This window comes from Paenibacillus hemerocallicola (assembly GCF_006265175.1).
In the GTDB taxonomy this organism is placed as follows: Bacteria; Bacillota; Bacilli; order Paenibacillales; family NBRC-103111; genus Paenibacillus_AB; species Paenibacillus_AB hemerocallicola.
In genome coordinates, this window is record NZ_VDCQ01000065.1 from 21,224 (window position 1) to 48,044 (window position 26,821).

General features: G+C 49.3%; 23 protein-coding genes and 1 riboswitch. Of the genes, 21 read left to right on the forward strand and 2 right to left on the reverse strand.

Features of this window, described 5'->3' with window-relative positions; genetic code table 11:
- The first annotated feature begins 530 nt into the window (after positions 1-530).
- The 12 genes from FE784_RS32290 (at position 531) to FE784_RS32350 (ending at position 10,630) form a co-directional block, all read left to right on the forward strand.
- Complete coding sequence (locus tag FE784_RS32290) at positions 531-728, forward strand: hypothetical protein (protein ID WP_139606380.1); 198 nt, start codon at positions 531-533, stop codon at positions 726-728.
- A gap of 53 nt (positions 729-781) precedes the next feature.
- On the forward strand, positions 782-1,810 hold the full coding sequence (locus FE784_RS32295; protein WP_246132289.1) for a winged helix-turn-helix domain-containing protein: 1,029 nt from the start codon (positions 782-784) through the stop codon (positions 1,808-1,810).
- 311 nt (positions 1,811-2,121) lie between these two features.
- Positions 2,122-2,604 (forward strand): HIT family protein, encoded by a 483-nt coding sequence (locus tag FE784_RS32300; RefSeq protein ID WP_246132290.1) that lies wholly within the window; start codon positions 2,122-2,124, stop codon positions 2,602-2,604.
- A gap of 480 nt (positions 2,605-3,084) precedes the next feature.
- The gene (locus FE784_RS32305; RefSeq protein WP_139606381.1) at positions 3,085-3,591 is read left to right on the forward strand and encodes a VanZ family protein; all 507 of its coding nucleotides are present in this window, start codon (positions 3,085-3,087) and stop codon (positions 3,589-3,591) included.
- Positions 3,592-3,996: 405 nt separating this feature from the next.
- A complete protein-coding gene (locus FE784_RS32310; RefSeq protein ID WP_139606382.1) occupies positions 3,997-4,230 on the forward strand; it encodes a tyrosine-type recombinase/integrase in 234 nt (77 codons plus the stop codon).
- Positions 4,231-4,344: 114 nt separating this feature from the next.
- Positions 4,345-4,423: riboswitch (ZMP/ZTP riboswitch) on the forward strand.
- 269 nt (positions 4,424-4,692) lie between these two features.
- The gene (locus FE784_RS32315; protein WP_139606383.1) at positions 4,693-5,661 is read left to right on the forward strand and encodes a phosphoribosylaminoimidazolesuccinocarboxamide synthase; all 969 of its coding nucleotides are present in this window, start codon (positions 4,693-4,695) and stop codon (positions 5,659-5,661) included.
- 104 nt (positions 5,662-5,765) lie between these two features.
- Positions 5,766-6,431, forward strand: coding sequence for an HAD family hydrolase (locus FE784_RS32320; protein WP_139606384.1), 666 nt, complete (start codon positions 5,766-5,768; stop codon positions 6,429-6,431).
- A 667-nt stretch (positions 6,432-7,098) separates the two neighbouring features.
- The gene (locus tag FE784_RS32325; protein WP_139606385.1) at positions 7,099-7,419 is read left to right on the forward strand and encodes an ArsR/SmtB family transcription factor; all 321 of its coding nucleotides are present in this window, start codon (positions 7,099-7,101) and stop codon (positions 7,417-7,419) included.
- 102 nt (positions 7,420-7,521) lie between these two features.
- The gene (locus FE784_RS42190; RefSeq protein ID WP_246132291.1) at positions 7,522-8,829 is read left to right on the forward strand and encodes an alpha/beta fold hydrolase; all 1,308 of its coding nucleotides are present in this window, start codon (positions 7,522-7,524) and stop codon (positions 8,827-8,829) included.
- Positions 8,830-8,842: 13 nt separating this feature from the next.
- The gene (locus FE784_RS32340; RefSeq protein ID WP_139606386.1) at positions 8,843-9,274 is read left to right on the forward strand and encodes a hypothetical protein; all 432 of its coding nucleotides are present in this window, start codon (positions 8,843-8,845) and stop codon (positions 9,272-9,274) included.
- Positions 9,267-9,953: a DUF998 domain-containing protein gene (locus FE784_RS32345; RefSeq protein ID WP_139606387.1), complete on the forward strand. Its 687-nt coding sequence runs from the start codon at positions 9,267-9,269 to the stop codon at positions 9,951-9,953. The genes FE784_RS32340 and FE784_RS32345 overlap by 8 nt, the downstream gene beginning before the upstream one ends.
- A gap of 197 nt (positions 9,954-10,150) precedes the next feature.
- Positions 10,151-10,630: a hypothetical protein gene (locus FE784_RS32350; RefSeq protein ID WP_139606388.1), complete on the forward strand. Its 480-nt coding sequence runs from the start codon at positions 10,151-10,153 to the stop codon at positions 10,628-10,630.
- 93 nt (positions 10,631-10,723) lie between these two features.
- Here FE784_RS32350 and FE784_RS32355 read toward each other — a convergent pair whose 3' ends face one another.
- On the reverse strand, positions 10,724-12,061 hold the full coding sequence (locus FE784_RS32355; RefSeq protein WP_139606389.1) for an ABC transporter substrate-binding protein: 1,338 nt from the start codon (positions 12,059-12,061) through the stop codon (positions 10,724-10,726).
- A 187-nt stretch (positions 12,062-12,248) separates the two neighbouring features.
- Here FE784_RS32355 and FE784_RS32360 point away from each other — a divergent pair, with 187 nt between their 5' ends.
- The 6 genes from FE784_RS32360 (at position 12,249) to FE784_RS32385 (ending at position 19,525) form a co-directional block, all read left to right on the forward strand.
- The gene (locus tag FE784_RS32360; RefSeq protein WP_139606390.1) at positions 12,249-13,103 is read left to right on the forward strand and encodes an aldose 1-epimerase; all 855 of its coding nucleotides are present in this window, start codon (positions 12,249-12,251) and stop codon (positions 13,101-13,103) included.
- On the forward strand, positions 13,100-14,530 hold the full coding sequence (locus FE784_RS32365) for a glycoside hydrolase family protein (protein ID WP_139606391.1): 1,431 nt from the start codon (positions 13,100-13,102) through the stop codon (positions 14,528-14,530). The genes FE784_RS32360 and FE784_RS32365 overlap by 4 nt, the downstream gene beginning before the upstream one ends.
- A gap of 130 nt (positions 14,531-14,660) precedes the next feature.
- Positions 14,661-15,413: an SDR family NAD(P)-dependent oxidoreductase gene (locus FE784_RS32370; RefSeq protein ID WP_139606392.1), complete on the forward strand. Its 753-nt coding sequence runs from the start codon at positions 14,661-14,663 to the stop codon at positions 15,411-15,413.
- Positions 15,414-15,441: 28 nt separating this feature from the next.
- Complete coding sequence (dgoD, locus tag FE784_RS32375) at positions 15,442-16,602, forward strand: galactonate dehydratase (protein WP_139606393.1); 1,161 nt, start codon at positions 15,442-15,444, stop codon at positions 16,600-16,602.
- A gap of 148 nt (positions 16,603-16,750) precedes the next feature.
- Positions 16,751-18,847, forward strand: a complete 2,097-nt coding sequence (locus FE784_RS32380) for a DUF6259 domain-containing protein (RefSeq protein ID WP_139606394.1) — start codon at positions 16,751-16,753, stop codon at positions 18,845-18,847.
- A gap of 24 nt (positions 18,848-18,871) precedes the next feature.
- A complete protein-coding gene (locus tag FE784_RS32385) occupies positions 18,872-19,525 on the forward strand; it encodes a GntR family transcriptional regulator (RefSeq protein ID WP_139606395.1) in 654 nt (217 codons plus the stop codon).
- A gap of 236 nt (positions 19,526-19,761) precedes the next feature.
- Here the strand turns inward: FE784_RS32385 and FE784_RS32390 are convergent, their stop codons facing one another.
- Positions 19,762-20,754 (reverse strand): AraC family transcriptional regulator, encoded by a 993-nt coding sequence (locus FE784_RS32390; protein ID WP_139606396.1) that lies wholly within the window; start codon positions 20,752-20,754, stop codon positions 19,762-19,764.
- 285 nt (positions 20,755-21,039) lie between these two features.
- On the opposite strand from FE784_RS32390, the gene FE784_RS32395 reads away from it, so the two are divergent.
- The 3 genes from FE784_RS32395 to FE784_RS32405 all read left to right on the forward strand — a co-directional run.
- A complete protein-coding gene (locus FE784_RS32395) occupies positions 21,040-22,422 on the forward strand; it encodes an ABC transporter substrate-binding protein (protein WP_139606397.1) in 1,383 nt (460 codons plus the stop codon).
- Positions 22,423-22,445: 23 nt separating this feature from the next.
- On the forward strand, positions 22,446-25,595 hold the full coding sequence (locus FE784_RS32400; RefSeq protein ID WP_139606398.1) for a right-handed parallel beta-helix repeat-containing protein: 3,150 nt from the start codon (positions 22,446-22,448) through the stop codon (positions 25,593-25,595).
- Between the two features lie 115 nt (positions 25,596-25,710).
- Positions 25,711-26,821 (forward strand): ABC transporter substrate-binding protein (locus FE784_RS32405; protein ID WP_218103847.1); only part of this gene is annotated, 1,111 nt, incomplete at its 3' end.

Here is a 26,821-nt window from a genome sequence, read left to right on the forward strand (position 1 = left end):
ACGAGCGTCTTTAGAATTTATTCTGGGCATGCTGGGGACTTAAAAAGCATCAACTCCTAGAGACAAAGCGGCAACTCTAATCAGATGATTCATTGAACTCCTAACGGAGGACTATAGTTCAATGAAACTCAATGGCAGCCGGCACTCGGCTGCCTATGGTATGAAGTAGCGGAGGATAATTGAGCCAGAGATACCGTATTGCTCTGATTAAAAAAGATTTAAGGGTGAAGTAGTGAAAAACTCAGGAACATTGAATTGGAGTACCCCTTCCATAAAACAGATAAGATTCACAATGAAGAAGTGGTTATGCACTATTCAGTCGAATCTATGCCTGCAAAAAATGACTAAACTAACGGGTAACGTTTGCTCAATAAACACCTTCAAAGGCTGCCGGCATGATGGCAGCCTTTTCTCACCTAACGGGCAGCTATTTTTCAATAGCTCTTGTTTTTATGCTCGAGACAATGGTAACATTTTATGGGAACATATGTTTGTTTTTTTGTATTTTCCAACGGATAGGGGGAATAGGCGTGGTTGAAATCATTGAAAAAGAGCAATTTTCGGTTATTGGAAAATTAGGAAAGGGGTTTGCTAATGAAGCTCCCCAATGGATACCATCATTATGGAGAGAAGCAAATAGTAACTTTATGGAGATAAGCACCCTCGCCATCCATCATCATGTGCAAGCGGCTCCCGTTTGTTTCGTTAAGGAGCCGATGTGTACATGATCCAATTGACGAACCGCCAGGCACGGCAATTTCTGCTATTGAAGCACGGGCTGTTGGGCGAATATCAATTTACCGGAAAGCAGGGAGTATTGGATTTTGTGCGACAAGTCGGCTGTATTCAATACGATCCCATCGATGTTTGCGGAAAAAACGCCGAACTGGTGTTGCAGTCGCGAATCAAAGGGTTTACCAAGAACATGCTCGCCGAGTTGCTGTATCAAGATAGAAGCCTTGTCGATTATCCCGACAAGAATTTGGCCATTATCCCTGTCGAGGACTGGCCGTATTTTGAGCGGTACAGGCAGGCCGCCCGACAACATGCCAAGCGCTATCCCGAAATGGAAGCGTTGATAGAGCAAGTACGGGCTCACATCCAAAATCACGGAGCGCTAAGTTCGGATGATCTAAAATTGGATGGAAATTTCGCTTGGCAATCGGCCATCCACTGGAGCGGCGGAAACAATTCATCCCGATCGGTGCTGGAGCAGATGTACTCGACAGGCGAGTTGATTATACATCACAAAAAAGGAACGCGTAAATATTACGATATCGCCGGGAAGTACATTCAGCCAAATCTGCTGAATGCGCCGGAGCCGCTGGAGGGCGAGCTTGAGCATCACAAGTGGCGGGTACTGCGTCGAATCGGCGCTGTTGGCCTTTTATGGAATCGCGCATCCGATGCCTGGCTGAACATATGGGGATTGAAAGCGGAGCAGCGCAACGAGGTTTTCCGCCAACTGTTGCACGAAGCTCGCATTGTTGCTGTTGCCGTGGAACAAATGAAGGATATACTGTACTGCCGCGCGGAGGACTTGCCGCTTATTGAAGCCGTTCTGCAAAATCCGGCGCCGAAATGGCGCTGCGAGCTGATTGCCCCACTAGATAATTTCATATGGGACAGAAAACTGATCAACGAATTGTTTGGATTCGATTACACATGGGAGATTTACACGCCTGCAATCAAACGGAAATTCGGCTATTATGTGTTGCCTCTAATATACGGAGAAAGCCTCATCGGACGAGCCGAGGTAATCGCGGAGCGAAAAGCCGGGACGCTCGTTGTTAAAACGAGAACGACATAAAGCCAACAAAGCAATTGCGAACAGCCTTGAACAATTGTTTTCAAAATTTTGCATTATTCAACGGATGCGAGACGATTTCGACAGAGTCTATGAACTGATATTTCCAGTTCACCGGTAACATTTGCCGACAAGTTTCCGCGTACGAAACAGGTAAGCCGACGCGTCCGGTAGCGCCGTTGTATGTGTACATGAGTTTCTAGTGGGGGGTTCAAGCGCGGCGGGCTAAACTAACGGGCCAGAATAACGTAACGAACAGAAGTTGCCTGCGTCTAATAGCTGGTTGGAGAAATATGAAAGGAGTTGAATTTTGAATGAGAAAGATGACAGCATCATTTTCACATAAGCCCGAAGGATACGAATGTCCATTTTGTCGTGTTTCGGGTATCGATCGACCTAACCAGGGAACAAAACAAAGGGATATCATCTATCAGAATGAAAAGGTAACGGCATTTATAGCGAGCAAATGGTGGCCAAACAATAAAGGACATGTTCTTGTTGTTCCTAATCAACATTTCGAGAACATCTTTGAACTCCCTGCGGATTACGCTGTTGAAATTCACCGCGCGGCTCAGCTTACAGCGTTTGCAATGAAAAGTACATATGGATGTGATGGGATTTCTACGCGGCAACATAATGAGCCTGCTGGCAATCAAGACGTGTGGCATTATCATCTCCATGTTTACCCTAGATATGTGAATGATCAACTTTATCTGACAAAGGGTTCTCAGTCCGATCCAGATGAACGCTCTTTCTATGCTGATAAGTTGCGTTCTTGGATAAAGGAAAACATTTAAGGTCTAGGAGGAGCGAATGATAACCCTAGTAGGAGATGGACCTGAGATTACGTGGGTCTTACTAGAGAAAAAATAAGGTTCTCTCATTATGCTAACGGCGAACTTTAGCGCAATAAAAATTTTTAATAAACGATAGCCAAAGCAACGAAAAACGAATGATACATGTGACAATCAATCAGATTTATCAGGGAAATCTGTTATTGACAATAAGTAATATTTAGTTTGAACATCAGGAGGGTGTCGCATCGGATTGATCTGTCTGATTCAGCATAAGGAACTGGTTAAAGGATGTAGTTGAAGGATAGCACGATTCGATTGTCTCGAAGCTTGGCGGACCACTTTTCAACTATGGTCGATGCTGATGATCTGAAGCAGCAATAGACCATTTCGACAATTGTAGATGGTGAAAAATGCGACATCTCTTAATATCCTATTTCCAATAGCACGACCCTGCATGACTCAAAAACGAGGACGAGAAAAATGAAACTAACGAAACTAATGAATCGCATTGTGGTGCCAGGACTATTTGCCTTGTATATGTTTACCTTATTTAGAATCATTTTATTTAAGTACGGCTCGATTGATATGGACTTTCTGTGGTATCGACTGCAGAAAAATCTAGAGAAACCTGAGTATAGTATGCACCGGATGCTGTATGGTAATTTTATTCCGCTTAAAACAATTTCCGATACCGTTCTAAGTCCGTCAAGCCATGAAGTAATCAATTTGGTCGGGAATATCTTGGCATTCATGCCGTATGGAATTTTTATTGTATTATTGTCTAAAAGCAAAATGATTTCGCTTAGTGGAGTATTTATCCGATCACTGGGAATAAGCTTACTCTTGGAATGCTTGCAGGTCTTTTTTTCCATCGGAAATTTCGATGTGGATGATCTGATCCTGAATACCTCTGGAGGCCTGCTGGGGTACGGTATTTTCTGTATTTTCAGGCTGTATGGCAAGTATGTAGGCATTAAACAATTGTAAGGCTCTTGTCTTAAGTCATCCTAACGGGTACGTTAGTTCAAAGCAACACGACAGCAGCCGAAAAAAACGGCTGCTGTTTCTATTGAAGCAACAGGCAGTAAAACATGGTGCAAGAATTGGAAATAAAGGGGAAATGGTGGCTGTTATCGAATAAAATGACCTAACTAAATGGAATGAAGGTGCTTTTAATGAATTCCCTTATTGTAATCAGTGATAAAACTCGCTAAATAAGTATAGAGTTTATTGCGAATTGCATGGGATAGAAACTAGAGATGACCTGATTTATTAAGCCCATCATAAATGATCCATTTAACTATCGGATACGCTAACGACGAGAACCATTATTTTGGCAAGGAAGGATTCTTGTAAAGCCCTCTTTGTGACGGAAACTCCCCTGTTCGACGAATGACAATTCCCACAATACGATTTTCGATAAAAAAGCTCGCAACCCGTGGAAAGGTTGCCGTAAACGTACCCCCTCATTGTTTCCGTCATACCTATGCCTGTCATTTGCTTGATAATGATGCACCGTTGGATTTTATCCAAGGGATGTTGGGCCACGAGAAAGCATCCACTACACAGATCTATGCTCAGTTACGAGGAGAACGACGAAGGGAATTGTATAGGAGCTATTTTTAGGGGCCGTAAGGCCCTTTTCAACTAACGGGCAGGTTAGCACCAATAAGCACAATGTAAATATAAACAAAAACAGTATTGGAAATAATGGAATTGTCTGATATTATTGGATTGTATTAAAATATGTGTGACTGGCGTAACGTAGGTAACTACGGGGGAGCACATATTTCATAAGCCGTACGCCTGGGCAAAGTATTTGATCTTAGATCAGATGCTTTTTTTATTTCAATTATTGAAAGGTCAGGTGCATATGCATGAAGATGGCTTATATTCTGTTCGACTAGATGACGACATTAGATTTTGTTGGTTTTTACGAAGCTGTATCTTGGTTAAGAACTTTAAAAGCCAAAGAAGGAGTACCCTGTGATCTCTGTTCAAACAAAGAAGATTATTTTACGATAACCAGAAGTTGCTACTTGAAAAACACCTGAAAACTCAAATCCATTATAAATCAAGGAGGCTTGCATGATATCTAAAGATACTATTCAAAAAAACCTAATGAACTGTCTCGATGACACCTCATTTCTGAATGTACCCGGGTTCAGGAGAGATAAAGTTCGCGACACATATGATCTGGGTGATTCTCTAATCCTTATCACCACAGACCGCCAAAGCGCATTTGACAGGATTCTTGCCAACATTCCGTTTAAAGGCCAAGTATTAAACCAGCTTAGCGCTTTTTGGTTTGAAAATACCTCGGATATAGTAAGTAACCACGTTATAAAAATCCCGGACCCGAATGTTACTATAGGAAAAAAATGCAAGGTATTTCCGGTCGAATTCGTAATGCGAGCCTATCTTACGGGTTCGACTGATACCTCGGCTTGGGTCCAATACTCACAAGGTATCCGAGACATATGTGGCAATATCCTACCCGATGGAATGAAGAGAAATCAGAAGTTCGAGAAACCGATCCTGACTCCGGCAAAGAAATCAGCAGCACATGACGAATCGATTTCGGCTGCCGAAATCGTTGACCAAGGCCTAATCGACAAAGAGACCTGGGGGTATTTGCAAAAAATCGTGTTCTCGCTCTTTGCCAGGGGCACAGAGATCGCAGCTAGGAACGGATTAATCCTTGTAGATACCAAATATGAATTCGGTATTGATGACAAAGGAGAGATTCTTCTCATCGACGAGATACATACACCCGATTCTTCCCGCTACTGGATTAAAGAGACATTCGAATCGAGGTTAGCCGAGGGCAAAGAACCGGAGAATATCGACAAAGAATTCCTGCGACTTTGGTTCAGGGAGCATTGCGACCCTTATAAAGATAAAATCCTGCCGGTCGCACCTGATGACCTTGTCATCGAACTGTCGCATCGCTATATCCGCCTCTTCGAAATGATCACCGGCAAGGAATTTGCCGTCGACGGCACGCATCCTGTAAAGGAGCGGCTTAAAAAGAATTTAAATGCTTATCTTATCTAAGCGACATTAACCAGACAGGGCGTAATTCGAAATTTCGGTGCACCAACTCGCAGACAGTTTGAATACGCTTATGGATGCCGCAGCTGACAAAGGAGAACGAAGCTATGAAAAAGTACGTACTCTTCGATCATGATGGTGTTCTGGTTGATACTGAATTCTGGTATTACAAAGCGGGAGAATGCGCTCTGGCTGACATTGGATTTACCTTGGATAAAGATCAATACCTCCGCGACATGACCCAGCCATTGGGCACTTGGTCCCAAGCTAGGGCGGCAGGTATTGATGAACAGACCATCAGCAAGCAGCGTGAGGTCCGCAACGTCTATTATCAGGAATATCTAAGAACAGAAGCCATAGAGATTGAAGGCGTAGTTGAAACTCTAGCCGAACTGTCAAAGTACGTCCGCATGGCCATCGTGACGACTGCAAAACGTGCGGATTTTCAACTTATTCATGAAAAGCGCCAGATTAGACAATTCATGGAATTCGTCCTTGTTCGCGAAGACTACGAGCGCACCAAGCCGCACCCGGAACCATACTTGACCGGCCTAAAACGCTTCGGAGCTACCAAAGAAGAGACCCTGGTCGTAGAGGATTCAAACAGAGGGTTGAACTCAGCCGTGGCGGCTGGTATCGACTGTGCTATTGTCCATAACGACTTCACAAAAACACATGACTTCTCACAGGCCAGCTATCGAATCAAGACTCTGATTGAACTAAAGGGCATTATCCTGAGCAGCCGCCCGACCCGAAGCTCTTCATGTTCGTAACCTTGTTTCGAGCCCTGCTCAATGTCTTCAAGAAACCCAACGGAGTTGTATCTGCGCGAAGGGACAATCCTGCTCAACGGATACACGATTAGTGCGGCAGAAATTAAAGTTATTAAGAAAATGGGCTATTTCGGGCCGTAATCGGTATATTGCCCCATGGCAAACGAATCGTTCCCCTTAAAATGGCTTTTAGGTTTTCGGCGGAAGATCCGGATCCAGGCGTGGCGGATTTGTGGGAATGGTCCAAAACCAACCATGTTAAAATGGTCAATCAATCGTTTCAAAGGTGGATATAAGATCGGCATAGGCCGCTCTCATCGCGAAGCTCGTCGCGCGTGGGGAAGAGGATATCCTAAACAAAGTTGAGATTTGTATGAAGCTTATTAAACAAGGCTAGAAGGCATAGCAATTTTTTGCCATTAACCTAACGGATACGATAGTTACAACAATGTTTGTATATAGTAGGAGACGACTCCCCTCGCCTCCATGTCCACCATGGAAAAACCAAACCTCGTGAGGTCTGGTTTTTTGTTTACTTACTGCATGGTCTAATGTATTCAAATCAGGAGTACCATAGTTATCCCTGTAAAAGTGAAAGTTAAATCTAGTATATACATTGACATGTATATACACCTTGATATATATTAAGGTCATGAGATCAGCAACCATGCAGTTAACGTTACTAACTCTTGCCGAACCCAATCGATTCAACATCGTTGAGTTGCTAAGAAATGGGCCCAAATCAGTTGGAGAAATCGTCCAAGCCCTAGGTATCAGCCAGCCGCACGTATCCCGTCATTTGCGCATCTTGAGCGAGGCCGGGATGGTGCGCTCACGCAGCAAAGCACAGCTGCGAATATACAGCCTCGAAGCCGGGCCGTTTCAGGAGTTGGATGAATGGTTTGATTCCTTCAGCATTCTATGGGAAGAACGTCTCGACAATTTTGAGGAGTATATGCTGGATTACAAGAAGAAGGAGGATTTATGACAGGTATCAACAGTTTTATCGCGAGCTACATGTTGAATTACCGCGACGTCTGGAACAAGAGGCTGGATTCCCTTGAAAACTACCTGAAAAGGATGACTGTAGATGAAAAGAAAAACAACCGTTCGTAAAAACCGCGAGCGTAGAGAACTCACTGTCGAACGTAATGTTGCGATGCCTGCCCGGCTTGCATGGGAAGGCTGGACGGAGCCTAAACATATTACAAAATGGTGGGGGCCAAAAGGCTGGACGACAACCGTATATGAAATGGATGTGCGGCCAGGCGGAGTGTGGCGGTATAGTCTCAAAGCGTTTGACAATAGCGGCGAAGAGGCTTATTGCAGAGCCGTATATGAAGAAGTAGAGGCACCGCGCAAACTGGTATACACAGACACTTTTGCTGACAGCGAGTGGAATGTGGTTTCGGGCAGTGAAATGTACACGACAGTGTTGTTCGAGGAAAAAAGCGGAGGAACGCGGATTAGCATCGTGACGCGATTCGCTACCAACGAACAATTGGACAACGCAGAAGCAATGGGTATGATTGAAGGGTTCACCGATGCCTATGATCGACTGGAAGAATACTTAGAAACCTTAATGGGTGGCAATGAAACGATGGAGACCGTTATCTCAAAAGATGGGACACAGATTGCTTATACCAAACAAGGGACCGGTCCAGCCCTCATCATGGTTTCATCGGCAGCGGCTGACCATCAGGATGCTTCACCGTTAGCCGAGCACTTGTCGGCAAATTTCACCGTATACAATTACGATCGTCGCGGACGTGGACGTAGTACGGATACCGCGCCGTACGAAGCCGCACGAGAAGTGGAAGATATCGAGGCTTTAATTGCAGCCGCCGGCGGACAAGCTTTCCTGTTCGGAAGCTCGTCCGGAGCCGTGTTGGCGCTCGAGGCGGCAAACTTACTAGGGGATTCAGTCGCGAAGCTCTATTTGTACGAACCGCCGTTCATTATCAACGACAGCCGTAAGCCCGTGCCTGGTGACTACGTAGAACATTTGAATTCACTAATCGAAGCCGGGAAGAGATCTGAAGCAGTCGAATATTTCGCATCCGAGGCTCTAGGCATTCCTGGAGAATACATCGGCTACATGAAGGCCGATCCTTCCTGGAACAAGATGGAGTCCTTGGCACATACGCTTGCTTACGATGGAATGATTATGGGAACAACACAATCCGGGAACCCGCTGCAAGCTGGCAGATGGAACATTACTATTCCTACTTTGATAATGACAGGAGAAAACAGCGAACCGCTTTTCCATGACTCGGCACGCGCGCTTGTCGAGCTTCTGCCAAAAGCTGCAACTCATTCACTCACCGGTCAAGACCATTCCGCAGTTATAATGGGGCCTGATGTAGTGGCAAAAGCTGTAGTGGATTTCGAACGATAAGGAGAATTGGAATATGACTGATCTTCAAACGCTGAATCGCCTAGTCGGTACTTGGCAAATCAGCGGCGGAGCAGAAGGAACGGTAACCTATGAGTGGATGGAAGGCGGGCACTTTTTGATTCAACGCGTCCATCTTTCCCAAAATGGACAAGAAGTGAAAGGAATTGAGATGATTGGGCATTTAAAACCCTTCGGCGAAAGCACGAGCACGGATATTCGGTCTCGATATTACGATACGTTAGGTAATACCTTCGATTATGTTTATGAATTTGAAGGGGATTCGCTCGTCATTTGGGCTGGACACAAAGGATCTTCTTCTTACTTTAAAGGGGTATTCAGTTCTGATGGAAACTCCAATGCGGGGGCGTGGCATTATCCCGGAGGGGGAGGATATGAATCGACGATGACGAGAGTCTCGCAAGCAGGAGGGATGGGCATTGGCTAAACAGTTGGTCATTGCAACACCTTTAACGGTGACTGCCTCCAGATTCGCGCTTGTGTCGATCTTCTCAGGAGCATTGTTCGTGCTTCTCCTTTGTAGCCTACATCTTCTGCAGCCTGAATTTGATCCGACATGGCGTTTTATCAGCGAATATGCTCTTGGCAACTTTGGTTGGATGATGCACATGGCTTTTGGATTGCTGGCTATTGCTCAAATCAGTGTGGCGATTACGATTTTCCCGCATATTCGTACGGTTACGGGATACATGGGTCTTGTCATTCTTGGAATCAGTGCAATTGGCGTTATAATCGCGGCAATCTTCGTGACCGATCCCATCTCCGTTAGTCCGGATGATGCAACGTTTAGCGGCAGCATGCACTCTATTGGAGCGATGCTGGACTACACGCCGGTAGCCGCATTGTTGATTAGTCTTTCGTTATGTCGACTTGATGCTTGGAGACCTATGAAGAGAGTGCTGCTCACCAGTTCGGTTATTGCAATCGTCGCGATGCTCGTATTTGTGATTCAAATTCCGCAAGATGGGCAATTTGGGCCTGAGGTTTTGGCCGGTTTGTTTGGACGATTCTTAATCTTGGCCGACATTGCGTGGCTAATCATTGTGGGGATTCATGCAGCCAAGCTGGGAGCTTCTAAGTATGGCAGCAGAAAAAAATACATGTAACGTGTTATCGTAAACCGGCTGCATCGCGCTTGCAGCCGGTTTACGTCTATTCCCGAATGTTTGGGTTTTCCCCTAGACAAGACATAAATCGTCTAAAAGCGTAAATAGGCTCAAAAATAGAGCGGAACGATTCAAAGGGAAGGAAAGTATTTTTCAAAGTCGGGATTCAACTAACGGAGACGTTAGTGCAATAGATATTGAACATCCATGCTGATCGCATTACAGCTGTTCGCCATAACAAAAGCGTCCTTGAGATGGGCGCTTTTGTGTTATGCGACGTTGTATGTATTGTGAATGTGTTTCCAGCTTCCGACAAGCCTTCCGACTGCTTGCATAAGGCCAATCATAATCAGCGGTCCTCCAAAGTCCTGCGGAACCTCCAGACGTTGCAGCAGCATGGAGACGACATATTCGATTGGGTCTTCATTCCGTTCTGTAGCGAGCTGGGCTACCGAGAAGTATTCCCCGACAGCCTCGACAGAGATTTCTCCAACATTGTCCATAGCGGCAAGGAAGTCACGCAGAGCCTCCTCATAACCTATAATATCTTCCTTGAGGCTGGTCCATTGAGCAACGCCGTGTCGGTGCCCGCGCCGCCCATGGCGTTGCCCACGCTGGAGGCGGCAAGCGTTGGTACATCGTTGACCCCGTCGCCGACCATTGCAACGCTCGGGTAGTGTTGCCGCATTCTAAAGAAGAGGGGGCATACAGGGCTTTGACAAAACCGATTCTGCCAAGCCTGTATGCCCCCTTATCCGTTTCGTGCCTCACTATTTCGATTGCGCCATTTTCTCGGTGATTTTCTGGTTAATCCGATCGTCCGCCTCGCGCAGCGTCGTATTCATGTCTTTTCCGTTCAAAAGATAGTCTTGGATGATGGTGGGCAGCTCATTTTTGGCGATCGCGTGAAACGGGGTTGCCGGCACAATCGGAGCAGAGTTGTCCGGAATCATCGCCTTCACGTTTTTCCCTTGCATGAATGGCAAGTCTTTGCCGTATTCAGCCCAGACCGCGGGATCTTTCAGGATCGGCGAATACCCTTTGCGCGCCAGGTGCTTCTGGAACTCATCCGATGTCACGTAAGCGGCTACTTGAAACGCCATATCCTTATGCTTGCTCGTAACGGGGACTAAGAAATATCCGGGATTAAGCTGCGGACCGACCGTCTTCATCTCCTTATAGTGCGGGTACGCCGCTACGTCCCATTCCAGCCCCGGCACATTATCGGCAATAATGCGCGGTCCGGTAGCGCTGACAGTGAGCAGCATCGCAATTTGCTGCTTTTTGAACAGATCCAGCTGCATCGAGCTGTAGTTCCAAGACGTGTTGTCGACATGATTGTTCGCAATCATATAGAAGTCGGTCAGCGTTTTGAACATTTTTTTGAATGTATCCGAAGAAAGCAGCCCCTGACTTTTAGCCGCATCGATAAATTCGGGGCCGGTCTGATCCGCAATCGTTACATGCATCGGCGACATCCCCAGTCCCATATATCTGACTCCGTTTTCGACGCGGGCTAATTTTTTCGTCAAGTCGTACATCTCTTCCCAGGACATGTTGTCCGTCGGATACGGAACGCCGAACCGGTCGAACAGCCCTTTGTTGTACAAAATGTTGACGGAGTCGACCGACACCGGCAGGCCGTACATGCCGCCTTTGGCTAGCTCCTGCATGGCCGCTACGGATGTAGGCTCCAGCTTGGACAAATCGTATTTGTACGTTTTGAGCAGCTCGGATATGTCGTACTGCATCCCGTATTCGAGCAAATTTTGATGCAGCTGGCCGTAAGCGTCGTAAATAATATCGATCGGCTGCTGCGACTCGATCAGCGACTTGAGATTAACCCCTTTCCCCGGCGCGATAAACTTCGGAGTGACATTCGGAAACTTTTCTTTGATTTTGTCGCCGAACGCATTCATAAACCTTTCGTTATCCGTAATGGAGCCGACATAAAGCCAGAACGAAAGTTCGACCGGTTCGTTCGACGGCGCGGGCGCCGCTGCGTTCCCGCCGACCTCCGGTTCGCTTTTGCCCCCGGAACAAGCTGTCAGTAAGCTTGCGGCCAGCGTCATGATCGTCAGAGCATACATTCCTTTTTTTCGTTTCAAACGTCTCACCCTTTGTAATTGTATTATTTTTCAAGACCGTTTTGGGTCAATGTGGCCCTATTGCATTTATACAATAAATTAATCTTTGATACAAATTAAGAAATTGTATATAATCTAACTAAATTGATATAATCACTAGAGTTATAATACTTCTAGAGAACCCGATGCTTACAGGATGTGATAGCAGATGTTGGAGCATAGCGTGCATTTGACTTACCGGGACTGGAGCGCCGTCATTCTCCCAAGCTTCGGCGCCAATACCGTTCGTCTTCGGCACGGGGACAAAGATTTGCTTCGTTTCCCCGAAACGCTGGAGCAGCTTAGAGCGGCCCCGTACCTGTATGGGATGCCGCTATTGATGCCGCCCAATCGAACCGAAGGCGGAACGTTTGCTTTTGACGGTCGAGCTTACCGGCTGCAGATCAATGAACCGCGGCATCGCAACCATATTCACGGTTTTATGGCGGATGCTCCGTTTCTGCTCAAGCAGTTAAGCGAAAGCCAGGCGACCTCTGTGTATGAAAACGACGGTGAGCGGTATCCGTTCCGCTTTCGAATGACGGTAACGAGCAAGCTGGATGAGCAAGGATTTTACCAACAGGTCGATATCGCCAATTGTTCGAATGCCGATATTCCCGTCATGCTTGGCTTCCATACCGCGTTTCTTCAGCCCGAAACGTTCAGCGTGCCGATCGGGAAGCGGTGGGAAACGAATGAAAGACATATTCCGACAGGGAGATTGCTGGAGCTGACCGAACAGGAGCAAGAATACCGGCAGGGATGCCGTCCCCGCGGACTGCCGATCTCCGGCTTCTATACGGCGGCCGGACATCTGGCGCTAATCGGCGATTACGGCTACCGCGCATCCGATAACTTCACGCAGTGGGTGCTGTTCAACGGAGGCGGCGATCAAGACTTCTTATGCATTGAGCCCCAGAGCGGCCCGGTTAACGGTCTAAACCGCCGGGACGGTTATATTCGCTTGAAAAAAGGGGAAAGCGCGCAGTTCTGGACTGCCATATGCCGAGGAGGAGAACGATGAGAACAAAGGTGAAAATCAATGCATCAAAGGCGGTAAGAACATGGCCGCGCGTGGAGCGGTATCAAAATTCGACATTGCGCTTCGCGCCTCCGGCTGATTTCCCGGCATTTTGGTCCGAGAAGCACAGCCGTCCCAAGATTATGCGCTGCTGGGTGACGCTCGACGAAGTTTGGGATTACCGTACGGACGAATATTTCTGGAACTATCAAATCGGCGTCAACCGGTACAAAGACGATCCTCATCATCATGAATACGACTGGGGGTCAACCGTCCCGTCCGAGGTGCGCATCCAAACCTATCTGGCTGCCCACAGCGAGCATTGCGAGGAAATTTTGCTGAACCTCCGCAGGTATGAAAAAGAAACGCAGCTGGGGATCGTCTCTCTCGATAAATACGAAGAAGTGGTTGAACGGGTGATCGAGTATTACAAAGACCTGTACCCCAACGTCCGCTATATCGAGCCTTGCAACGAGAGTGACTACGTATGCTTCGGCGGCATCGACACCGAACATTATTACAAGCTGTATACCCGAGCCTGTCGCGCCGTTAGGAGATTGAACGAACGCCATCGGTACGAGATTCCGCTGGAAATCGGCGGGATCGCAATGAACGCGGTAATGGATCGCCCGCACTTATGGCGCCAGTTTTTGCAGCAGTTGGCCAACGATAAGGATGAGCGGCGGAAAATCGATTTTTATTCCATGCACGACTACAACGGCCATCCTAAGCGGATGAAGGTCTTTTACGAGATGCATCATGCCTGGATCAAGGAACTGGGCCTGCCCGATCTTCCGATTTTCGTGGATGAATATGGCTTCACCCAGACGACGGGCGTATGGACGGATAGTTTGAAGAACGCTTCGGGCGTTTTGTCGGCGATCTTTTTGTCCACCGATCTGCCCGGCATGCATATTTTTCCTTGGTGCACGTTCCATAACCCGTCCTATCAAATGTCGTTCACCCAGTACCTGCTGCTGGAGGACGGTCAATTTGCCTCCACGCCCAACGGCAACGCGATGCGTTTGCTGCACATGCTCAAGACGGACCAGCTGGAGATGCTGGGCGAGCACCGGCATCGCGTCATCGCTACCGGAGACGCCACGGGATACGCCATGCTCGCTACGAATCCGAGCGACAAGCCGATGGCGGTCGATCTGATGCTGCGCGACATTCCGCACGACAAAGTTACGATTACCGAATATCGGGTAGACGCCCTGTATAACAACCGTTTGACAGGACCCGTCTGTACCGAGCTGGGATTGACCAACCGCTGGAATGAATGGGTGAGGGGGTCCGAGAAGGGCGTTGACATTGCCACGGTTCTGGAGCCGTACGGGTTCACCCTATGGCTCGTAGAGCCGTACCAAACGCCTTCTCCGTTCCCCACGACAAAAGCGTTGGATTTGAGCGTAAACGGACTTGAGTAACAGTAGTTGAGGCAATTTCCAGCCAATCGAAAATCCGGAAGCCGCCATGGAATGATTGAATTGCAAATTAGAATAAATGGTATACAATCATAAGGATTGTATCGAAATGGTACGGGGGAGGGCATACGGTTTGTTCGAGCTAAAGGGGAAAACGGCGCTCGTGACCGGCTCAAGCAAAGGCATCGGGAAAGGCATTGCCCTGGGACTGGCGCGCGCGGGCGCGGATATCATCCTCAATTCCTATACTGACGAGGACGAGCCGGAAGCGACGGTGAAGCAAATCGAACGCCTCGGGAGAAGGGCGGCTTTCATTCAAGCGGACGTTACGATCGAGGAAGACGTCGGAAGTATGTTCGATCGGATCGACCGGCAATTCGGCAAGCTGGATATTTTGGTCAACAATGCAGGGACCTCCCGATCGGAATCGATTCTTGAGACGGACTTGGCAAGCTGGCGCCATATTATCGATACGAACTTGACCAGCAGCTTCCTCTGTGCGAAGTGCGCCATGGAACGAATGATCCCGCGGTCGACCGGGCGAATTATCCAGATCAGCTCGGTCGTGGCCCATCAGGGAGCGGTATACGGACACGTTCATTATGCGGCAACGAAGAGCGGCATGCTCGGCTTCTCCAAGTCGTTGGCGCGCACGGCCGCGCCTCACGGCATCACCGTGAACGCGGTAGCTCCGGGCATCATCGATACGGAGCTGCTCCGGAGCACGCATGGGGCGTCCCGGTTGGAGCAGCTGGCCGGCACCGTCCCGCTCGGGCTTGGAACGGCGGACGATGTTGCGGCGGCCGTCATCTTCCTCGCCAGCGACGAAGCGCGCTACTTGACGGGCGTTACGATTGACGTCAACGGAGGACTTTATTACAGATAGATCACTTACAGATCGCGAGGGGATCTTTTTGAAAATTACGGATGTGGAGATTTATACGGTTTTTTGTTACCGTACAAACTGGACCTTCGTCAAGGTGACGACGGACGAAGGGATTAGTGGCGTGGGAGAAGCGACGCTGGAGTACAAGGAGCATGCCGTTGCCGGCGCGGTCGAGCATCTGAAGCGGTATTTGATCGGCAAAGACCCGACCCGAATCGAGCTTCACTACCATCATATGTACCGCGACGCCTACTGGCGGGGAGGCGCCGTTCTGATGTCCGCCCTGAGCGCGGTCGAGACCTGCCTATGGGATATTAACGGCAAGGCGCTCGGTGTCCCGGTGCATCGCCTGCTGGGCGGGAAGTACCACGATAAGGTGAAAGTATACGCCAACGGCTGGTTTGCCGGCGCCTCCAAGCCGGAGCAGTTCGCCGCATCGGCGCAAAGGGCGGTGAAGCGGGGCTTCAGGGGCTTGAAATGGGACCCGTTCGGCCAAGCGTACATGACGATTTCCAATGCGGAGCTGGACAAGGCGTTAACCTGCATCGACGCCGTGCGCTCCGCCGTCGGACCGGATGTCGACTTGTTCATCGAAGGACACGGGCGCTTCAACGTGCCTGCCGCCATCCAGATCGCGCGCGAGATCGAGCCGTTCAAGCCGGTATGGTTCGAAGAGCCGATTCCGCCCGACAATCTGGACGCGATGACCCAGGTGAAACTGAAGTCCAACGTGGCGATCGCAGGCGGAGAACGGTTGTATACCCGGCAAGCGTTCCGGGAAGTATTGGAAAAACGGGCGCTCGATTTCATCCAGCCCGACGTCAGCCATGCCGGCGGATTGCTCGAATGCCGTAAAATCGCCTCGATGGCGGAAAGCTACTATATTCCATTCGCGCCGCATAATCCGAGCGGACCGATCGCCAACGCGACAACGCTGCAGCTTGCGGCCTGCACGCCGAACTTTTTTTATTTGGAGATTATGGAGACGGATGTGCCGTGGCGCCGAGAAATTACGAACGAACAGCTTGTATTCGAGGATGGCTACATGCACATCCCCGATCGTCCGGGGTTAGGCATCGAGCTTCATGAGGACGCCGCGCGCAAATATCCTTACGAACCGAAAGAACTGCGGCATTACAACGGCGAATTGACCGATATCCGCCCGCCGGAAACGCTGCCTTACTTCTAGGAGTCTGTCCGACGGAGTAACGTAACGGGGATATGCGACGTCAAAACGGTATCAAACAGGCGAAATTCGCCAGTTTGATACCGAGTGGCATCGAGTTTTACGCCAACAACGGTTCATCGGATAGACTCCTAGAAGGATGTGATGCATAATGTACGAATTGAAGAACGATTATCTATGCGCAGCATTTGACGATTGGGGAAGACTGATCCGGCTTTCCAACCGCCAAAGCGGCGCAGGCAACGTGATCGCCTCGCCATCCGACGGAAGCTTCAAGCTCGTATTTAAAAGAGGCGAAGATTGGGAGAATCCCGTCTACGCCAACGATCAGTCCTTTCGCGTGGAGCACAAGGGCGACCGTCTCGTATTTGCCGCCGACACGCTACAGGTTCGCGGCTTCACCGCGAATATCGGCATCAAGCTGCACGTAGCTTTGCAGGGTGAAGATTTGGCATTCGGAGCGGAAATCGACAACCGCGAAGATGTCCTGATTACCGACTTCGAATATCCGAATATCGGCGTCATTCATTCGCTGGCGGGCGGGAAACCGGCGTTGCTGTGGCCGCAGCAATGCGGCCAGAAAATAACGAATATCGGCAAGTACTTGTCGGATATGCCGAAAACCCGCGGGAAGCATGCCAACACCGTGCGACTGAATTACCCCGGCGGTCATCCGCACGGCGGAAGCATGCAGTGGATGGCGCTGGTCGACGGGGATCAAACGCTGTTCCTCTCGGGCCGCGACTCCGACTTTTATACATCCGAGCTGCTCGTCATGGGAAGCAGGCGCGACCCCGGCGCGATCACCCTTACATTTGAGAAAATGCCTTTCGTGAAGCAGAATGAAACCTGGACGTCGCCCCGTTCCATTCTGAAGCTGTACACGGGCAGCTGGCACCACAGCGCCCGGGAATATGCGGCATGGTCCGGCACTTGGCGCTATCGAACCGAGAAGCCGCAGTGGGTCCAGGATATGAAAGGATATTTTCTCGTTATTAACAAGCAGCAGTACGGGACCGAAATGTGGAAATACGACGAATTGCCCCGCTTGTACGACATCGCCCGGGCGCACGGCTGCGATACACTCGGATTGTTCGGATGGTACGACAGCGGCCATGACAATCAATATCCGCATGTTCAGGCAGGCGAATCGCTGGGCGGCGCCGAGGCGCTCAGGTCGAACATCAAGGCCGTGCAGGACGCCGGCGGCAAGATCACGTTGTATCAGCAAGGACATCTGATCGACATCTCGTCCGATTTTTACAAAAACGGCGGGGATCGGCTCGAGTCCAAAAGCCGCTGGAATGCACCGTACTTTGAATTTTACAATAAGTCGCATCATAGTTCCTTCCAGGCCAACTATACGAGCAAATCTTTCTCGATCTCGTGCCCGTCTTGTCCGGAGTGGCAGGAGTTGATGAAGGACAAGGTGGACTTTATCGCTGCTTTCGGCGCAGATGGCGTATTGTTCGACCAGATTGGCGGCATGCCGGCTTATCCTTGCTTTGACGATCGGCATCCGCATGCGCAAGGCAAGCCTTCGCTGTCCATGTCCCAAGGCAGAATGCAACTGCTCGAAGGCATTCAATCCCGCACCAAGGCCATCGACAGCGAATATGCGTTTTTCACGGAACATGTGACGGACCTCTATTCCGGCTATGTGGATTGTCTCCACGGCATGTCGGCCGCTCCGTCGAGAGAGTCCAATCGCCTGGATACGGAAACGAACGGCGAGATTGCCGAGAAGATCAATTACCCGGAATTGTTCCGATACTGCTTCCCGGAGACGGTTGTGACGATCCGAAACCCGTTTCCGTACATCGCGCCTCGCGTGGCGAATTACGCGTTCGCATTCGGCCTGCGGTACGAGCTTGAAATCCGTTACGAGGACGACCGGAACGAATTGCTGGCGGACCATTATGCGGACGATCGCCAATATGCGAAACAAGTGACGGAGCTTCGCGCCAAGTACTGGCATGTGCTCGGTTACGGCGAGTTCCGGGACGTCGAGGGCATCGTCAACCGGAATCCGGCGATCATCGCCAAAGCTTACCATAAGGATCGCTTGCTCGCGATCGCCTTATGGAACGATACCCCCCGCGCTGCGGATGTTCGGATCGAGGCCGCAGGCTACCGATTGATCGAGGTATCCACCACCCAGGAAGCGGCTGCCGCCATGCCTCATTCGTTGGCGCCGCAGCAGATCGCTGTGGCCCTGTACGAGAAAGAGGAAGGCATGCGGTCTTGATGATTTGAAAATGGAGGTGCGAATGTGACAAATAGCTCAAAGGTGACCGCTTATACGCAGGTGAAGGAATGGATCAAAGAGAGCATTCTTTCCGGGGAAATTCCGGCGGGCTCGCGCATCACCATCGCGGAAATCGTGCAAAAATACGGCGTCAGCCAAATGCCGGTACGGGAAGCGTTTCAAATCTTGCAAGGGGAAGGGTTTATTGAACTGCTTCCCCATAAAGGCGCAAGAGTTCTGTCGTTAACCCCGCAATATGTGGCCAATATTTACGAGATTCGCGGGGTTGTGGAAGGGCTTCTGGCCAGGCAAAGCATGCCAAATCTGACGTTGTCCGGTCTGAATCGGTTGAAGGAGCTGAACAGGCAGATGAAGTCGATGATTGGCGAAGGCGTCTTGCCCGAAGAACTGGTCAAGCTTGACAGGCAGTTCCACTTAGAGATCTATGAGAACAGCAACAATCCGGAAGGTATGCAAATTTATGAGAAATATGTCGGGTTAATCGGTTCGCTGCGGAAAAAGCACGGGTATGGCAGCGAGCGTCTGGCCGATATGATCAGCCAGCATGGGCAGATGATCGACGCCATGCAAAATCAGGATGCCGAGGCGCTGGTGCAGGTCGTTCACGCGCACAGCGAAGGGGCGAAGATGGATTTGTTGAACGCGATGGAACGTTGAGGGGAGTGGCGCATCAGCAACGTTGCAGGAGGACGAGAACATATATCTTTACGGATCCGCGGCATACGCGGATTTATAACGAGTTCCGATCTGTTGCACAATTCCGAGAGGAGATCCCCATGAAGAAAGGTACGATAGTAGAGGAGCTTGCTACAAGGCAGCTCCTTTTTTCTAAGACATCATCAATGTATGTTTTTCACCGCGCGTCTAATGCCAGGAATGCCAACAGCACGTTTCTAGAGTTGTCTGAACTCCCCTGCCCTGTAGTCTCTCGGGGACATGCTCTCCGTTTTATGGAACAATCGACTGAAATAGAGCTGGTTGTCGTATCCGATGAGATGAGAAATTTCCTTAATGCTCAATGAGGTGTTCAATAGCATGTCCTTGGCTTTATCCATCCGGATACGGGTCAAGTAACCAATGACCGAACTGCCGGTTTGCTCTTTGAATTTATGCATGACTCGGTTCGGACTCAAACCGCATTGTTTTGCAATGTCCGCTACGGTCCATTTCTTGGTGCAATCTGCATGCATTTCAGTCATAATTTGCAAGATGGATGGGTCCTTTACATAAGCTTCCGGCTTCTGCATGAGACTCGCCTTTCTTCCGAATAACGACATCAACGACATGGTGTACGAATCGACCGCGGATTGAAACAGTGGCGCTTTGATTTGAAGTTCAACCATGATTTTTTTGTACAGCTCGATTGCCTGCGGATCTTTCCCGACATGATAAATCCGTTTTTTGGAAAGTCCAACTCTTTCCAGCCACTGGAGCGCTCCGTATCCGGAAAAATGAATCCAGTACAGCTCCGGAGAATTCTTGCCAGCATAGGCATACTCTTGTCTTTCATCCGGATGGAATAGCACAATCTGCCCCTTCGTTACCTCGGTCTGCCGGCCATCTATCCAAAAATGGCCCGTTCCTTTCAGCATATAAATCACTTGAAAATCTGGCCGTCCATTTTCCCTCAGCTTCTTGACATTTTTCGTCATGAACTTTTCATATCCGCAGGAATTAACCGTGAAGTAATGATCATTGCCGTTTCTGGCTAGATCCGCGATATTGGATCCATTAAAGCCCGATAATGTAATCATGACAATATGGCTGCTGTCTGCGAGGAGCAGGTTCACGTCGCAATCAGCATCTCCTTTTTTTAGTTCATCAAATCGCTTGTTAAATGAGCTAATCTTAACACAATTGTGTATGTATTCAACAGGAATATTCATATATTTGGTCAGAAATATACTATATACTCTCAATGAGAGTCAAGATTGTCGTTGTTATTCTGCATAAAACTTAGAGCTGATTGGGCTGAACAAAAGAAAGGGGGGAGGAAGCGGAAAGAAATGAGCCAGTGTTGCTTCCTACAGGAACGCTTTCTGAAAAGCGCTGTTCGACACAACGTTAGTTTTTGAACTTTCGGAGGAAAAAATAAAACATGCAATTCAAATTGTAAGCGCTAACATTACGATTGATATCTATCACGATTACAAAAAGGATGGTGTTCCAAGTTGAAAGAAAAGGCCGCTTTTCTGAAGTGCCTCTTGTTTTTGCTGACGTTGACACCCTTGCTGGGGGCTTGTAACGGAAAACCGCATACCGTAGCGGAAGGAAACGGTTCACAAACCGAACAGGCAGATGCCGACAACGGCTCCCGAACATCCCCGGATTCTCCCGGCCCCAAAAACGAAAAAGGGGATCCTGTGGAAATCGTGTTTTACACCAATAACGGCGACTCCGAAGCAAGCTTTGATTATCGGTATGGTGACCTGATTCGTCAGAAGTTTCCTGACTATTCCATCAAGTATATCACGAGAACGCAAGGAACCAACCTGGATGAATTGCTTGCCAACAAAACGCGGTTTGATATTTTCTTCCAGTCGATCGGCAATTTCGAGGAATGGGCTTTTCCTTACGGCATTGAATACGACATGTCTGAGCTGATCAACAAGCATCAGGTCGATCTGAAACGTTTTGAGCCGACGATCATCGAAGCGATGAGGCAGGCTTCGGGAGGCAAACTATTCGGGCTCCCGGTACAAACGAATAATCTGGTTTTGTATTACAACAAGGATATATTCGATAAATTTGGGGTTGAATACCCGAAAGACGGCATGACGTGGGAAGAGATGGTCAAGCTGTCGCTTCGGCTTTCTCGCAACGACGGCAACCGACAGTATTTGGGATTTGTTCATTCTCCGTCACACACGATTCGCATGAACCCGATGTCGATCCCCAATATCGATGCCAAAACAGACAAACCAACCATTTATAAAGATGAGCGCTGGAAAACGTTCTACGAAACCTACTTCAAGAGTCCGACAACCGAGTCTGGTTATACGAATCTGTTGACCCAAACCGGAACTGTTCCTAACAATAATAATGCTTTTGTCAAAGATCAAAACGCTGCCATGATGATGTACCTGTCGAGTCTGATCTATGTATGGGAAGAACAACTGAAAGCAGTAAACTGGGATATCGTCTCCCTGCCCACGGTTAAACCCGGGATTGGCTCGCAATCGTACCCGTCTTATTTCGGGATTACGAAGATGGCCAAACAGAAAGACGCTGCGATGGAAGTGCTCAAGTTTATGGTTTCCGACGAATTCCAATCCAGTCTGGCGCGCAAAGGCATTATGCCCGTCCTGAACAAGGAACAAGTCAAACGGGAGTTTGGCAAGGAGTCTCCTTACCGGGACCGGAATATGAAAGCTGTATTTTACAATGATTTCGCACCGATTCCGGAAAGAACGCCTTATGATGCCAAGATCGTAAACACGTACAGTACTTTCTTCACACAAACAAATGTAGGAAAACTGGACATCAACAGCGCTTTGCTGCAAGCGGAGGATCAAGCGAACATCGCGATCGAGGAATACAAAAAGAATCAATAGTCTTACATAGGGAGGCTGGTAGAATGAAGGAATTTCGAAACAGAATCTTTCAAGCCGGATGTGTACTTCTGTTTGCATTCGTGGTCGTCATGCTGGCAAGCATGACAATCGCCGATACCCGGGAAGTCTACGCGGCTGGCAATACGTACTATGTCGCTCCCGCTGGCAACGATGCCAACCCGGGTACGGAAACGGCGCCATGGAAAACGCTTAAAAAGGCTGCGGCAACGCTACAGGCCGGCGATACCGCGATCTTTGAGGATGGCGTTTACGTGAGCACTCAGACCAGGTTTACGAATAACGGAGCGGAACATGCACCGATTACGATCAAAGCAAGGAATAAACAGAAGGCGAAACTGTTATTTTCCAATTTGAATACAACATCCAAAATCGTGTTGACGAATAAGCAGTACATCTCCATCTTCGATTTTGAAATAACCCAGGAAGTCAGTGGAACAACAAGCGGGGATGTATTCATCGACATGAGCGACTGCTCTCACTGTATCGTCAGCGGTAATTCCATTCACGGTGCCGGCGGCAAGGCTGTGCAAGCCTTAAAAGGCGAGCGGATTGAGGTGGTCGGCAACGAAATATACGATTTTGTCAACTTCGGCGTCGTTTTGGCGAATATCGATCGGCCAGTCATCGCAGACAACGAGATTCGCGAGGTCAGTGCCGCCATTCTGGTGCCGGCAGGCACACGCAGCGCCCAAATCTCCAATAACCGCATACGTGCCATCGACAAATTGATGAGGAACGGCATTATTTTAGGCGGAAGTTATCCCCCTTCAGTAGCGTATGACACGTACGGGTACCAAGCTTATTATGCGGTTGCCTGGAACAACACCTTGGTTGCGGAACAGCCGGGGCTGATCGATACTGCGTTCGCGTTTATCGGGAGCGTGGACAGCGCTGTTTATCATAACATCGTCGTCGATGCCAAATACGGGGTCAGCTACTCCAATGGGGGCGGGGCGACAACAGGATGGGCGCCGGTCCCGACTTCTTCGACATTTGCCAACAATATTTTTTCGGGCTGCACCGGGAATGCCATTCACACGGTAAACCCGCCAATCGATTCTGCGCACGATTACAACTTGTACTACAACTGTGCGAATGCTCCGGTCGAGTCAAATGGGATCTACGGGGATCCGCTGCTGACTGATCCGTACCATGACTGGTATCTGCGGGAAGACAGCCCGGCTGCCGGTGCAGGAACTGCTCTGAACGTTACCGGTTTTTACGGTGAGACGCTGGACGTCGACCTGGATGCTAACGGGAATGTCCGAACAGCACCTGTGCATATGGGGATTTATGCAAATACAGTACCGAAGGTGGGAGAGATTTTGTTCACAGAGCAGTTTGAAAGTGGAGGCGGCGCTTGGACCGTGCAGACGGGAACAATGGGGATAGTAGAAGAAACACCGGGAGGCAATCGCGTATTTACCGACCCGAATGCATCTTCAAGCAGCGGCATATCCCGCTCTTACGCAGGGTCTATGGGTTGGGTAAGTTATCGGATGGACACAAGGGTGAAGTTCGTTCAGTCTTATAATCCGTCAGGCTGGTTATCGTTGTATGCCCGGTACACCGATGTCAATAACTATTACTTGTTGGAGATCCGTCCGGAGAAAGGCTACATCGGACTGAAAAAAAAGGTTGCCGGCGTCGTCACCCCGCTGGAGGAGAAGGAATGGCATCCGTCAATCGGGGAATGGACCGATGTACGTTTGGTTATAAATGGAACTGCCATTCAGGTTTACTTAAACGGCAAGCTGGAGTTGGCCGGGTCAGACGGGCAACTGCAGAACGGAGGAATTGCAGCAGCGCTTTACCAGTCGGATATACAGATCGACGATATAAGTGTAGCGAAAATCGATGCGCCCGCGGGGGCGGGCGAACCCGATCCCGGCACCGTGCCGGGCGAGACATACTATGTTTCCCCGAGGGGCTCCGATATGAACCCCGGAACCGAAGATAAGCCGTGGAAGACGATGGCTAAAGCGGCCCGGCTGGCGCAGCGAGGGAACACGGTTATATTTGAGGACGGCGACTATATCGAGTTTAGCCCGGCCGTTTTCAAGCAAGGCGGCACCGCAGACGAACGAATTGTATTCAAGGCACGCAACAAACATAAAGCGGTCATTCAGTTTCGGAATTTACCATCCCCCAAAGTTATCTTGACCGGCACTCCTTATATTACGCTGCAAGATTTTGAAATGACGCAAGATCAGCGGGGAACGAATACGTCTGATATTTTCATCCAGGTGCGAGAAGGGGCTAATCACGTTCATGTTATTGGCAATAAAATTCACAACGCTTTTGAAGAAGGGGTAAAAGGGTATCTCGTTTCCGATTATTTGGTCGATGGAAACCTCATTTACGATATGGGTCACGAAGGCATCGATTTTGTCAACGTCCAATCCAGCACCATTCGAAACAATGAGATTTATGACGTTGGACGCGTCGGGCTATTGGCCAAAGGCGGTTCGTCGGATATTGAGGTGTACAACAACTATGTCCATAACCATAACGTGAACATGGCGGAAGGAGCAATTTACATGGGCGGATCTACCGGCCATGACTCGGCTCGCGATCCCAGCGTAAACGGTTACGAAGCCTGGAATATGGTCGTGTACAATAATGTCGTTGTGGCCGAAACACGGAACGGGATACCCAGTATCAACAACGGCATTGGCTTCGTGGGCTCAAAGGACAGCGCGGCTTACAACAATATTGTGATCGGCACAAGGAACGGCATTTTCTTGTACAGCCCTCGAAGCACTCTGCCTCAGGTCGGTTGGGATTGGGACCCGGACAACTTAAATCCGGTGTTCATGAACAATATCATCATGAATACAACGGACAAGGCCGTCATCGCGGCTGGTACCAAGCAGCCGGTTAACTTGGTACACGACTATAACCTCTATTACAACAACACGAGCTTGCCTGCCGGGCAAGAACTGAACGGCGTATATGCAGATCCGGATTTTTCCGACTTGGCCGAAGGGAATTGGCATCTGGAAGCGGGAAGCCCAGCCATAGGTGCTGGCAAAGCCATCCCGGAGTTTGTGTTGATGGATGGACAGTCCATTGATATTTCATCCGATTACGATGGCAACTCGAGAGGAAACGTATGGGATATGGGGATCTATAAGAGCGGGACGCATTAATCACACATCCAACCAAGTTAATCGATCAGCGAATCGCCGCTTCTCGAATGCAACCCGAGCGCATGTTGAAGGATGCGGGGGTTAAACCAGAATAATAAAATGCGAGGGTGTCCATATGTTCAAACAGAGAGCAAGGTTGCTAATCCTTCTAGCAGGGACAGCCGCTATTGTTGGCGCTTGCAGCGGAGGGCCGATAGAGGAAGCCGATGTTCCTCAAACGGCTAAGGAAAATCCGGCGGAACGGGTTCCGTTAACGTTGGTGTCCATTTCCCCTCTAGAAGAGATGGAAGTGGTTTATTTGGAACCGCTGCGCAAAAAATACCCTCATCTCGATTTGCGGTACATTCAAACATCGAAGGCCGACGGCACGACGATTCCCGAACTGCTGGCGGCCGGCGTCAAGTTCGATTTGTACACCAATTCGCGGGGAGGTTTCGAGGAGACGCTGCTCGATTACGATCTGAAGTATGACATGAGCGACTTGATCCGCAAACATAACGTCGATATCGGCCATCTGGAGCCGACGGCCATCGAATCGATGAGGCAGATGTTCGATGGAAAGCTTTACGGCCTGCCGGTCAAGATGAACAGCCTGCTGCTCTACTATAACAAGACGCTTTTCGATATGTTCGGAGTGTCCTACCCGAAAGACGGGATGTCATGGGCGGAAACGCTCGATTTGGCGAACAGAATGACACGTTTGGACGGCAGCGTGCAATATTACGGTATCGGCAGCCATGGAACGGGGGCGATGATCGGCTGGAATCCCTATTCTTTGCCCTTGGTGGACGGGACCAAGCGAACTCCGACGATTCATACAAGCGCGCAATGGCAGACACTGATCCAAACCGTAGTTTTAAATCCCGTATTTACGAAAGCATACAAGGAAATAGGGAAAATACCGGATTGGTCATCGTTTAGCAAGGAGCGCAGCGTTGCCATGCTTTTGTACACGGCAGCCGCTCCGCTTGCACTGACGAAAGAGTTTTCGGCGCTCGATTGGGACATGGTTTCATATCCGGTTTTACCCGGCCTGACTGAAGTCGGCTCGCAAGTTTCTCCCAATTATTTCGGCATCACTTCGCTTTCGGAGCATAAAGAGGCGGCAATGGAAGCGATCAAGTTTTGGACCTCGCTCGAATTTTTTATCGAAAATTCGAAGGGCGGCACATTGATGGCTTCGAGAGCCAAGGAAGTGAGAGAGACGCTTGGATCGGAATCTCCTT

Excerpts from the sequence above, each read along its gene's own strand:
- FE784_RS32300 (WP_246132290.1), top strand. The coding sequence starts at position 2,122 with ATGAGAAAGATGACAGCATCATTTTCACATAAGCCCGAAGGATACGAA.
- FE784_RS32305 (WP_139606381.1), top strand. The coding sequence starts at position 3,085 with ATGAAACTAACGAAACTAATGAATCGCATTGTGGTGCCAGGACTATTT.
- FE784_RS32310 (WP_139606382.1), top strand. The coding sequence starts at position 3,997 with ATGACAATTCCCACAATACGATTTTCGATAAAAAAGCTCGCAACCCGT.
- FE784_RS32315 (WP_139606383.1), top strand. The coding sequence starts at position 4,693 with ATGATATCTAAAGATACTATTCAAAAAAACCTAATGAACTGTCTCGAT.
- FE784_RS32320 (WP_139606384.1), top strand. The coding sequence starts at position 5,766 with ATGAAAAAGTACGTACTCTTCGATCATGATGGTGTTCTGGTTGATACT.
- FE784_RS32325 (WP_139606385.1), top strand. The coding sequence starts at position 7,099 with ATGCAGTTAACGTTACTAACTCTTGCCGAACCCAATCGATTCAACATC.
- FE784_RS42190 (WP_246132291.1), top strand. The coding sequence starts at position 7,522 with ATGAAAAGAAAAACAACCGTTCGTAAAAACCGCGAGCGTAGAGAACTC.
- FE784_RS32340 (WP_139606386.1), top strand. The coding sequence starts at position 8,843 with ATGACTGATCTTCAAACGCTGAATCGCCTAGTCGGTACTTGGCAAATC.
- FE784_RS32360 (WP_139606390.1), top strand. The coding sequence starts at position 12,249 with ATGTTGGAGCATAGCGTGCATTTGACTTACCGGGACTGGAGCGCCGTC.
- FE784_RS32365 (WP_139606391.1), top strand. The coding sequence starts at position 13,100 with ATGAGAACAAAGGTGAAAATCAATGCATCAAAGGCGGTAAGAACATGG.
- FE784_RS32380 (WP_139606394.1), top strand. The coding sequence starts at position 16,751 with ATGTACGAATTGAAGAACGATTATCTATGCGCAGCATTTGACGATTGG.
- FE784_RS32390 (WP_139606396.1), bottom strand. The coding sequence starts at position 20,754 with ATGAATATTCCTGTTGAATACATACACAATTGTGTTAAGATTAGCTCA.
- FE784_RS32400 (WP_139606398.1), top strand. The coding sequence starts at position 22,446 with ATGAAGGAATTTCGAAACAGAATCTTTCAAGCCGGATGTGTACTTCTG.